The following is a 10,803-nucleotide window of genomic DNA, read 5'->3' as shown; positions in this document are numbered from 1 at the left end:
CATGACGATCACGCACAGTCCTCAAACTGGGGAATTTTCAACCAGCACATTTGGGGAGATTACAACCAGCACTCACAGGATCGACCGCAGGGGCTGCGTCCGAGGTTCAACAGCTGTGCGGAGGAACTCTGCATCTCGGACGTGGTGCTGTATGAGCTGCTTTATGGCGCGGAACGCTCGTCTGATCCCGTGCACACAAGGCGTGAGGTCGAGCACTTCGCGGCAAGGCTGGCGGTCCTGCCATTCGACAGTGAAGCGGCCGCCCATACAGCGGACATTCGGGCTGCTCTTGAACGGAATGGCCGTATCATAGATCCGTATGATCTCATGATTGCCGGGCATGCCCGGAGCAGGGGGCTGATTGTGGTGACCGGCAATCTGCGGGAATTTCAGCGGGTGGAAGGTCTTCGAACCGAGGACTGGTTGACTGACACGGTCTGACCGGGAAAGGCTGCGGCGAGACAGAATATTGATAAAAACGATTGTTTATCAATCGACTATGTCATGCAGCGAGCTTCTCTACGAACCCGCTGACAAGCAGCAGTCTTCTTTGGTTGCAGGCCCCCTGAAACCAGATACAAATCCTTGATTTGACACGATAAAACCGCTCGCACACGGCGGGTTTTTTGTTGTCTGAAATTCCCTGCAGGAAACACATAGGAAACAGATGAAAAGGTAATCCGGCGCAATTTTGTCGAAGGTCACATGTGTGTGAATGTGGGGCAGGGTGCCCTGATGCCTGTTTCGGGATATCGTTCCGGCCTCACCGAGTCAGGTTCAGGAAACGCAGTAACAGCCATGGCCGCAGACGAACTCACGGGACTGATCCGTTATCTCGGTCAGGAGGACTGGCAGGAGTGTTTTGGCGAAGTGCTCGCCGATCACATCGGTCCGGCGCTGGAAGCGGGTGACATCACCTTCGAGGATCTGGCGGAGATGATCGGTCCTGACGTCGCCATGACGCTATGGGGCTGCGCCTTTGAGGATTTTCTCGGGCAGGACCGGGATGATGGCCGGAACTTCGTCGACGTTTACCTCAAGCGTCGGGGCTGGAAGGAAGGGCCGCGTAACAGCGCCTACATGCGTGCCCTCAAGGCTTCGGTCATGAGCCTGTATGAAGTCTCGGACATCAAACCCGGCCAGAGCCTGATGGCGCGTGACCTGCTGCGGGGTGCTGATCCGGTTCTGGTGCATGAAGGCACGGCAACCCGGACACTGGAGCAGTGGGACCGGATTGCAGCACGTCTGGTGCCGTCCGATGGGAAGACCATTCTGGCAGGCGGGCTACTCGCCTATTCACGGGGTGCCTGCGAAGATCTGGCTGCGAACCTTTACAGGGCTCTGCGGAAAAGACGGGGCAAGGCGGAGTTTCCGAAAGTCGATACGCAGACCCTGCGTGAGCTTGCGCCGATGTTCACGCTGACCTGGCTGTTCCGGACACTGGAGGACATGGCCCGGCAGATGGAGGGCCCAGCTTTGTTCAATGGGGACGGAGAGGATCTGGTCTTCCATGAAGTGTGTTTTCCGCTGGCAAAAGGCGTGACGCAGAAGACAGTGGCGGACGTGCTTGACGGGATGGCAGCCCTGCGGGCAGAGAGCCGGTCGTTCTGGAACTGGCTGAAAGAGCCGATGAGCGATCCCGTGCGCAAGGCTGGACGGGATAAAAACGGGCGGTTCCTGCGCACGGAGATGGATGATGGTGCGATCGTATTGGGCACGCTGGATCTGAAGGGGCGGCAGTTGCGGCTGCAGGTGAACTCGAAAGAGCGTGCCGAACGTGGTCGTGCCATGCTGCAGGCTGGTCTGGGAGATCTCGTGCGCGCTCCGCTCACGCAGATCATGACGCCGGCGCAGGCGATGGAAGACCGGGGGACGCATGGACGGGAGGTCTCGCCAGAACTGCAGATCCCGCCCGAGGAGGAAGCCCGGATTATCGGGCAGATGCTGGAGCGGCACTATCGGCAGGTGCTTGATGAGCCAGTCCCGGCCCTGGGGGATTTGACGCCGCGCCAGGCCGTCCAGACAGCCTCAGGACGTAAAAAGGTGGCCATCTGGTTGAAGGATATCGAAAACACTACGGTCCACGCCCAAGGGAGTGGCGGTGCCATGGCTGCCTACGATTTCGGGTGGATGTGGAACGAACTCGGAATCATCAGGCTCAGGAAATAGTCCGCTTTCGCTTCATGTCGGCCATAAGGAAAGCCGTTGAGGCCTCCAGAAAACGGTCGTACCTTCGCATAAAAATATGAGCATACAAATGCGCATAAACATGTGCTATATGCTGGTTGCCAGTATAATAGGAGCAAAGCTATGGTTCGCGTGCATTCCGGCACTCCATCACGTCGCCCCACAAATGTGACGCTACCCGCTCAGCTGCTCGAAGAAGCCAAGTCGTTAGATCTCAACATATCGCAGGCCTGCGAGCAGGGGCTTAAGTCAGCTATCGCGTCGATCCGTGCTCAGCAATGGCTGGCAGACAATCGCGCTTCCCTCGAAGCCTCACGGCAGTATGTTGAAGAGAACGGGCTTCCCCTGGCGGACTATCGGAACTTCTAAATGGCCCGTTTTGATGTGTATCGTCTGGCCGGACGGGGAGAAGCACGTTTCGTTCTGGATGTGCAGGCAGATCTTCTGGACGCCTTGGGTACCCGTGTCGTTGTTCCGCTGCTGCCGCAGAGAACCGCACCAAAGCCTGCCAAGAGGCTGAACCCGGTGTTTATGGTTGACGACTGTCCCTTCGTCATGATGACGCAGTTTATGGCCGCAGTTCCTGACCGTGATCTGACGAAGATCATTGCTTCATTGTCGCTTTGTCAGGACGAAATTACTCAGGCGCTCGATCTGCTTCTCGCAGGTTTCTAAAACGCGACAGTGATCGGCTTACGCCTCATGTCGGTCATAAGCGGAGCCATTCGGACTTCCAGAAAGCGGGCGGTCGGCAATAGTTCTCGTTATCCGCCGATATTATCATCCAGACTTCTGATTGCTGCATCAGCAGCTGATCAGGAGAAAGTATCATGGAGAAGACAACTCGTTTTCCAACGCCTACGCTGAAGAAGTCCGTGCCCTGGAATGCAGGAAAAATGGTTGGCGCCAAGCCGGCGCTCAAAGAAAAGCATGTCTGGGCTATTCGGTTCTGGCTCGGGAACGAACAGCGTGTCAGAGACAGAGCGTTGTTTGATCTTGCTCTCGACAGCAAACTCAGAAGCTGTGATCTTGTCAGTCTTCGTATCGGCGACATCGTTACCAGCGGTCAGGTGCGTCACCGGGCCATGGTCGAGCAGCAGAAAACCCGGCGACCTGTGCAGTTTAAGATTACGGAAACGACGCGCGAAAGTGTGCGAGCGTGGCTGAAGCATCGCGGTGGTGGCTTGAATGAGTATGTTTTTCCAAGCCGCCCAAGCTCATCTGAGCACAAGGCAATACGCCCGGCTTCTGGATCAATGGGTTCAAGCGGTGGGACTTATACCTGGTGAATATGGAACTCATTCACTTCGCCGCACGAAAGTTGCCATGATTTACAAACGAACCGGTAATATTCGAGTAGTGCAGATCCGGCTTGGTCATTCAAAACTGGATAGTACGGTTCGATGCCTTGGGGTGGATGTCGAGGACGCTCTGGCACTGTCGGAAGCCACGGATCTCTGAAATCGAATATGCCTCGGGAATTTTTTACCTCCTCCCTGTGTGTACATGCTATGATGACACATAAGGAGGAGACCATGAGCCAGCATCTTTCAGATAACGCATCATCTCCACAGAAAATCGGTGTTCGGGAGTTCCGGGGAAACCTGACGGCGTATCTGCGTCAGGTCAGACAGGGTAGCACGATCCTCGTGACGTCTCACGACCAGGTTGTCGCTGAACTGCGGCCGCCAGCTTCTTCCTATCGTCCCCGTCGTCAACCAGGCGCATTGCGCGGGCGGATCAGAATGAGCGAAGATTTTGATCAGACACCGGCAGATATTCTTGAAAGTATGGAACGCGGCCTGTGAAGGTTTTGCTCGATACGCATGCGTTGCTGTGGTGGCTTTCGGACTCCAACCTGCTGGGTGAGAATGCACGGGAGATCATCGCAGATCCGGCCCACGATATTCTGGTGAGCATCGTGTCATTATGGGAGATTGCGATCAAAATCCGTATTGGAAAACTGGATGCGGATATGAACGACATTCTGGCAGCCATTCCTGAGGAAGGTTTCTCTCTGCTGCAAATACAACCCGAACACCTGCAGATCCTTATGTCTTTGCCTCTGCATCATCGTGATCCGTTTGACCACCTCCTGATGGCGCAGGCGCAAGTTGAACACGCCACATTCCTTTCGGAAGACGGACAAATGGATCATTACCCCATCAAGCGAATACGCTGTTCGTGAAGCAGAACTGCCGTCAGAATATGCCTTCATGTTGATCATCGGGATGCCCATTTTTCCTTTTCAATACCGGACATCGTGACAATCACGCAATTTAGCCTCGGGATAAGAGAACAGAAGTCTGGTATTGTGATCCAAACTTCATTATCTTACGAGACGTAAGATAGGAGAGCGCCATGGAAACGGTCACTCTGCGCAAGCAGGGCAATTCGGTCGGGCTCACGCTGCCGGCGGAGACCCGTATTCGACTGGGTCTGGAGATCGGGCAAGAACTCACATTGGTCGAGTTGGCTGACGGCATTAAGCTGGTGAAGCGCAACCTCAAGCTCGAACGCCAGATGGATCTTGCCCGTGAAGTGCTGCGCGAACAGGCTGACGCACTTCAGGAACTGGCGAAACGGTGAACGAACCGGAGTTTCTCGAGGTTGATGCTGTGCTGTTCCTGCATGATTGCGCCTTGCGCGAATATGGTGGCGCGCAGGGAATCAAAAGTGCGGACTTGCTGCATAGCGCGTTAGACCGACCGTTGAACCGCTATCACTACGCGGATCCAGTTCCTGTCGATCTGTTTGACATCGCCGCCGCCTATGCCTTCGGCATTGCGGGCAACCACCCGTTCAATGACGCCAACAAGCGGACTGGCTGGGCCTGCTGTGTGTTGTTTCTCAAAGCAAACGGCCAGAACGTCGCCATCACTGCGCCTGACGTGGTGGAGCGCATGGTCGCTCTGGTCGAAAGAAAAATCGATGAGACAGAATTCGCCATTTGGCTGCGGAAGCATCAACTTCCATAAGAGTATTGCTGACACGGATATGTCCGCTTACGCCTCATCTCCGCCGTTCAACGAACTGTCAGATTTCCCTCAAGTTAGACGTTCCATTCCGGCTGTTCATGCAGGGAGAAATTATCTTTGAGCAAGGCGGGCATGATCTGTGAAGTGGATATGTCCGCTGGGACGTCGTATCTGCACTGTGCCTCTTCATGCGTGCCTTTGTTGTTCATACACGCGCAGATTCAGATCGGTGAGATCCAGGATGGGCGTAGGGATCTGAAGCGCGCATGCCCGCCTGACCAGGTCACCAATAATCTGTTGTGCTTCCACAGGAGCATCCTGCAGCAGATCCCGGAACATGGAGGACGTCAGGGTGGAGTCCGTTTTCGTCAGGAGACTGACAGTGCCCTTCAGCGTGGCATCCCGTAGGGGATAACCAGCCGCCGCCGCCGTTGACGCACATTCATGGATGACCGCCTGCGCAAAGGCCTGACCTGCTGGCTGGCTGGCGACATCCCCCACGGTTCCGCGCATCAGGCAGCAGATGCTGCCCAGGGAGGCGAGCAGGACCCATTTGTCCCACATGTCCTGCAGGATGTGGGTGGAACACACCGTTTCAAATCCGGAACCCGACAGGGCTTCCGCAATACTGCGTGTCACTGGCGTATCGCCGCCTACCCGATCTCCAATCGAAAGACGGGGCAGAGAACCCGTCTGGACAATGCGCCCCTGCGCATCAAGCATGCTGACGATAAAGCACGTGCCTCCCATGACCGCGGCAGGGCCAAAGCGGTCTGCCAGAATATCAAGATGCTGCATGCCGTTGAGAAGCGGGACAATCCGTGTCTGCGGTCCCACCGCAGGCGCGAAATCGTTCATTGCCGCCGTCATGGAATAGGCTTTTACGCTGAGCAGGATGATGTCGTAGGGACCCTCAATCCCACCGGCCATCACCATCCGGGGGGCGATGGTGGCGTCGCCCACGGAACTGATCAGGCACAGCCCCTCGGCACGGAGCTGCTGCAGGCGCCTTTCGCGTACCAGAAAGGTCACGTCATGCCCGGCGCTGGCCATGCGGGCGCCAAAATACCCACCCACGGCCCCCGCGCCGACAACAAGAATTCTGGAGCCCATCACGCTGTTTCCTCTCTTTGATCCGCCCTGACGTGTTGCAGTTGAAGACACGTTGAAGCGCTCTGGAGCCAGGGGTCAAGACAGACTCAGAATCTCGATTTTCCCGGGTGCCGGGCCTTGATGCTGGCCGCGTCGATATAGGTCTCGACGACCTGAAGGCTTTTGTGCCGCGAGAAGCGCTTCAGTTCCAGGAGATCATACCCGTCTTTCGCTCCCGTGGTGATGGCGCCGCGGCGCAGGCTGTGCCCGCCAAAATCCCCTTCGAGGTGGGTGTCGCCGCATCGTTTGCGGATGATGTCCGTGACTGCCCGGTCCGACAGGGCGTGCGGCCCGATCCTGGGCGGGGCTCCGACGGGAGTGACTCCCGCCCTGTGGCCCCGCGCGGACCAGATGCGCCGGAAGACCGGACCTTCCGTGATCCCGGCCTGCCGGAGCCAGGTCTCGTATGCCAGAACCGGGCAGTTCCGGGTCAGGCCCCGCGGGATGCCGATCAGAGTACCCTTGCGCTGGGGATCACCCTTGGACCGGCCCAGCCGGATCTGCATGCCACCCTCGTCCACCGTGATGTCGTCCACCTTCAGTGCAGCAAGCTCGGAGCGCCGGAACGCGCCAGCAAAACCGATCAGGAGAATGGCCCGGTCCCGCGCACCGACCAGATCATGTGGACTGATGGCTTCGACGACCCGGACCAGCCTGTCCCAGGTGAGCGCGGTTTTCTGGCGGGGCAGGGTCTCCTTTGCCTCCCGCCGGATGCCGGCAAGCGTTGCGGTCACCATCGGGTGGGCGGTGGGTACGGCAATCTGCGCCAGGTGATGCAGGTAGCGCAGGGCGGCCCGATGCAGGTCGATGGTGCTGGTCCTGCGGCCCTGCAGCGCCATGTCGGCCAGATAGGCGGCAACATCCTCGCCGCGGGCCGGCAGGGCGGGCAGGGCATGACCGGCAGCCCAGCGACACCAGGACCGCACGGCGGCGCGATAGGTGCGCAGCGTGTTTTCGGCCTTGCTGCGGTGCATATAAGCATCGGCCGCCTGACGGGCCGTGGCCAGGCGGCCATCATGTTCGGGCACAGGCTGTGTCGAGACGACGGAAAACCATTGCGCGACGGCAGCAGCCGGCTGGCCGACGGGCGCAGGAGGCGATGCGTCTGACGTCTTGGGACAGGCTCCTACGGGCTGGATCGGCCGGAACCAGGCCAGGAAGCTGGGCGTACCGTCGTCGATTTCCAGTCCGACAGCCAGTTCGAACCCCGATGGGACATCGGCCACATGGTCCTGAGCCATCTGCTGGGCAGCCGACGCATACGGCACGCCCTGGGCGAGGGGGGTATCCGGGGAATAGGTCCCGTCCGGCAATTCGATGCCCGCCAGAAGCAGGGGCAGGGGCGGGGTGAACCGCGCGGTCGAGAGGATTTCGCACCAGCGCGCCGGGTCCTGTGTCTCGGCCAGACGCTGTCGTGTCAAATGGTCAACGCGGGCGTGCAGCGCGGCCTGCGCGCGCCTGCTGGAGCCGAGGATGCGGATGTCGCTCAGCATGACCGGCTTTCCCGGTCCGAAGACCCCTGGGTGCAGAAAAGGTGACCGGGGTCGCCCCTGCCTCTTTTCCGCTGGCCCGGCCTAGGCTGGGCGATCGGTTCGGCAGGACAGAGCCGACCGCTACGCGGGCAGCAGGGGAGGGGCAGACAGGCAGGTAGGGTGGAAAGGCTCTGGAACAAGCGCATTTTGGGATTTTTGTCGAAATGCCTCATGAATGGGAACAGAAATCCTATTTTACCAACCACCTATTTGGCACCGTCCAGTTAATCGTGGCAGAAAATGCTATCCAGCGCGGTCGGGAGCTCTGTCAGATTATCCGCGTCCATAAGCAGCGACCTTGAAGGTTTTTTCGTGGCTGAACAGTAAACTACATGTTTGTCAGAGACGAAGAGAATACCGGGCATACCGGTTTTCTCCTGTCCGAATAAGAGCATCAAGCGCCACCAGATCAACCAGATCACGCGTCGCCGTGGCAGACGTCGCCCCTGTAATCGACCGATAATTCTGGGCACTCAGGCCACCTTGAAAACCATCAGGCCCTTCTGCCAGCATTCGAAGCAGGGCCTTCTCCTGACGACTGTTCAGTTTTCCGCGTAAGCGATCCAGAAACCGCGTTTTCTCAATAAGAAACCGGATGTTCCGAAGCGTGCGGGATTGCGCCTCCAACACGACCTGAGAGAACCAGACCATCCAGTTCTCTATCTGGTTCGTCTTGCTGGCCCGATGCAGTTCGAGATAATACGCTTTCTTGTATGTATTGATGGTCGCGGCCAACGCCGTCAGCGTTGGGGCTGCGAGGGTTTGCGCCAATGCTTTTTCAGCAATAGCCCGTCCGATGCGACCATTTCCATCTTCAAAGGGATGAATGGTCTCAAACCACAGATGGGCAATCGCAGCCCGCTCAATCGCGGGCAAGGGGTCGATCCCGCCTGGGGCGGTCCTGTTAAACCAGCCGATAAACTGCGCCATCTCCGAAGGGACGCTTCGAGATGGCGGGGCTTCGAAGTGGATGTGCGGCGCATGGATGGGGCCGGAGATAATCTGCATTGCCTCGGCATGCGTCCGATACCTGCCAATGACATCCAGATCTCGCCGACCATTCATGAGCATGGCATGCCACTCAAAGAGACTCTGGTCAGTCAAAGGGGCCGCATAATGCCGATAGAGGTCCGCCATCAATTCAGCGGCCCCAGCCTCAGTTGGCGTAGAACGTCGCCTGTCTGTGGCGAAGCCAAGGTGTCGCGCAATCGACGATTGCACACTGGCCCGATCAAGCACCTCGCCTTCAATAGCGGAGCTCTCGACCGTTTCTTGCGACATGAGTTGAACGACAAGATGCTGATTGGCGTCTTTGTCCAGATGCTGCATCGCACCGACGACCACGCCTGAACTTTTCAGGAACTCCGTTTCGGCGTCTCGCAGACAGCTTTTCTCGAAGTGAAAATGTGGCCAGTCCGGAAGCTGCCAATTCCAAAGCATGATTGATATCCCAAGGCTCTATCAATCATTCTATCGCATTTTTATGATTGATAGAAGTCTAATCTATCGATCCTTCGGCGTGACGGATTATGCTGCGTACGAACCCAGAGTGGCCCGCAGCATTCCATAATGAGAGGTGATGTTGTGGACGGCCCCCGCACGAAATGTGCGAGGATGAAATCGTCACCGTCTGCAACGCATGGAGCCACCTATGGGAACGATTTCGACGATTGGCCTCGACCTGGCCAAGAATGTTTTTCAGATGCATGGGATCGATAGTCTTGGGAACATTCTCGTACGCCGTCGCTTACGGCGCGGTGAAGTTCTCCGGTTTTTCGAAACACTCCCGCCATGCCTGGTCGGTATGGAAGCGTGTGGCACGTTGCATTACCGGGCGCGCTCGATTGCGGCTTTCGGACATACGGTCAGGATGATGCCGCCGGTCTATGTGAAGCCCTACGTCAAGCGGGGTAAAACTGATGCCGCTGACGCCGAGGCGATCTGCGAGGCGGTGACCCGCCCGACGATGCGCTTCGTGCCAGTCAAGTCACCGGCTCAGCAGGCAGCGTTGCTTCAGCACAAGACGAGGGATTTGCTGGTGCGTCAAAGAACCATGCAGGTCAATGCCCTGCGGGGGCACCTTGCCGAGTTCGGTATTATATCGGCAGCTGGCGTCGCGGGCCTGAACCAGATGATGACATTGCTGCATGCGGAGCAGGAGATGTTACCCGAGCCCGCTCGGAAACTGTTTCAGGAAATTGTCGCGCATCTGCGGGCTCTTGAGCAACGCATCGACGATATCGAGAAGCAGATCGTCGCGGAACATCGGGCAAGCAGTGTCAGCCGTCGGTTGGCTGGCATTCCCGGTATCGGCCCGATCACTGCCAGCGCGATCGTCGCGGCCGTTCCGGATGCCTCGACTTTCCGGTCAGGCCGTCAATTCGCTGCGTGGCTCGGTCTGACGCCCAAAAGTCACAGCAGTGGTGGCAAGGAACGACAGGTTGGCATCAGCAAACAGGGGGATAGCTATCTCAGACGCCTGCTCGTGCTGGGCGCCACGGCGGTGATCCGTCTTGCACGCAAGGAAAATGCCAGTCGTCAATGGGCTGCAAAGTTGCTCGAGAAGAAGGCGGCGCGTGTCGTATCTGTCGCTCTCGCCAACAAGACTGCCAGGATTGTCTGGGCATTCCTCACAACGGGCAATGCATACAACGCCAGGAGCGCCTGAAAGAATTCAGAGATTCGCCCTCGTCGAACACCAGAAGCGACGAAGGTGAATGTGCGGAGTGGTGAGATATGATGGCGAACCGGTCAGGCCGGGGAGAGGATAAACCCGACGGGACCAAGCGCAGCAAAAGCGCGCAGAGGTGATCAGGGATCCAATCCGCGGACTTCATCAGGGCCAGCAGCCCCCGGGCTGCGCAAACAGGCCGGACACATGGCTGCACCCGACCACCAAAATCATACTTTCCACTTGCATCGTCAGGGCCGTCCACACATGGCTCCATGCGTTG

The 10,803-nt window shown here is 57.9% G+C and carries 12 protein-coding genes and 1 pseudogene; 10 read left to right on the top strand and 3 right to left on the bottom strand.

Annotated features, from left to right (window positions below; genetic code table 11):
* Positions 1 to 33: 33 nt before the first annotated feature.
* From GWK63_RS16985 to GWK63_RS16945, 9 genes and pseudogenes are all read left to right on the top strand, one after another.
* The gene (locus GWK63_RS16985; protein ID WP_050800838.1) at positions 34 to 441 is read left to right on the top strand and encodes a PIN domain-containing protein; all 408 of its coding nucleotides are present in this window, start codon (positions 34 to 36) and stop codon (positions 439 to 441) included.
* 357 nt (positions 442 to 798) lie between these two features.
* The gene (locus GWK63_RS16980) at positions 799 to 2,169 is read left to right on the top strand and encodes a hypothetical protein (RefSeq protein WP_007400719.1); all 1,371 of its coding nucleotides are present in this window, start codon (positions 799 to 801) and stop codon (positions 2,167 to 2,169) included.
* Between the two features lie 186 nt (positions 2,170 to 2,355).
* Positions 2,356 to 2,556, top strand: a complete 201-nt coding sequence (locus GWK63_RS16975) for a type II toxin-antitoxin system CcdA family antitoxin (protein WP_010512663.1) — start codon at positions 2,356 to 2,358, stop codon at positions 2,554 to 2,556.
* Positions 2,557 to 2,862: a CcdB family protein gene (locus tag GWK63_RS16970; protein WP_007400721.1), complete on the top strand. Its 306-nt coding sequence runs from the start codon at positions 2,557 to 2,559 to the stop codon at positions 2,860 to 2,862. It abuts the gene before it with no gap.
* Positions 2,863 to 3,017: 155 nt separating this feature from the next.
* A pseudogene (locus tag GWK63_RS16965) lies at positions 3,018 to 3,648 on the top strand (tyrosine-type recombinase/integrase).
* 8 nt (positions 3,649 to 3,656) lie between these two features.
* Positions 3,657 to 3,995, top strand: coding sequence for a type II toxin-antitoxin system Phd/YefM family antitoxin (locus tag GWK63_RS16960; protein ID WP_007400724.1), 339 nt, complete (start codon positions 3,657 to 3,659; stop codon positions 3,993 to 3,995).
* A complete protein-coding gene (locus GWK63_RS16955; protein ID WP_040000190.1) occupies positions 3,992 to 4,375 on the top strand; it encodes a type II toxin-antitoxin system VapC family toxin in 384 nt (127 codons plus the stop codon). The genes GWK63_RS16960 and GWK63_RS16955 overlap by 4 nt, the downstream gene beginning before the upstream one ends.
* 173 nt (positions 4,376 to 4,548) lie before the next feature.
* On the top strand, positions 4,549 to 4,776 hold the full coding sequence (locus GWK63_RS16950; RefSeq protein ID WP_007396477.1) for an AbrB/MazE/SpoVT family DNA-binding domain-containing protein: 228 nt from the start codon (positions 4,549 to 4,551) through the stop codon (positions 4,774 to 4,776).
* Complete coding sequence (locus GWK63_RS16945; RefSeq protein ID WP_007400727.1) at positions 4,773 to 5,165, top strand: type II toxin-antitoxin system death-on-curing family toxin; 393 nt, start codon at positions 4,773 to 4,775, stop codon at positions 5,163 to 5,165. Before GWK63_RS16950 ends, GWK63_RS16945 begins: the two co-directional genes overlap by 4 nt.
* Positions 5,166 to 5,351: 186 nt before the next feature.
* Here GWK63_RS16945 and GWK63_RS16940 read toward each other — a convergent pair whose 3' ends face one another.
* From GWK63_RS16940 to GWK63_RS16930, 3 genes are all read right to left on the bottom strand, one after another.
* Positions 5,352 to 6,278 (bottom strand): ketopantoate reductase family protein, encoded by a 927-nt coding sequence (locus tag GWK63_RS16940; RefSeq protein WP_007400729.1) that lies wholly within the window; start codon positions 6,276 to 6,278, stop codon positions 5,352 to 5,354.
* Positions 6,279 to 6,364: 86 nt separating this feature from the next.
* Positions 6,365 to 7,810 (bottom strand): tyrosine-type recombinase/integrase, encoded by a 1,446-nt coding sequence (locus GWK63_RS16935; protein ID WP_007400730.1) that lies wholly within the window; start codon positions 7,808 to 7,810, stop codon positions 6,365 to 6,367.
* 378 nt (positions 7,811 to 8,188) lie between these two features.
* Positions 8,189 to 9,289 carry a Fic family protein gene (locus tag GWK63_RS16930; protein ID WP_007400732.1) on the bottom strand — a complete coding sequence of 367 codons (1,101 nt, stop codon included), beginning with the start codon at positions 9,287 to 9,289 and terminating at the stop codon, positions 8,189 to 8,191.
* A 211-nt stretch (positions 9,290 to 9,500) separates the two neighbouring features.
* On the opposite strand from GWK63_RS16930, the gene GWK63_RS16925 reads away from it, so the two are divergent.
* Positions 9,501 to 10,517, top strand: a complete 1,017-nt coding sequence (locus GWK63_RS16925) for an IS110 family RNA-guided transposase (protein WP_166498201.1) — start codon at positions 9,501 to 9,503, stop codon at positions 10,515 to 10,517.
* The last annotated feature ends 286 nt before the right edge of the window (positions 10,518 to 10,803 follow it).

The sequence above is a fragment of the Komagataeibacter rhaeticus genome, assembly GCF_011611525.1.
Taxonomy (GTDB): domain Bacteria; phylum Pseudomonadota; class Alphaproteobacteria; order Acetobacterales; family Acetobacteraceae; genus Komagataeibacter; species Komagataeibacter rhaeticus.
This window is presented reverse-complemented; position numbering and strand designations above follow the sequence as displayed.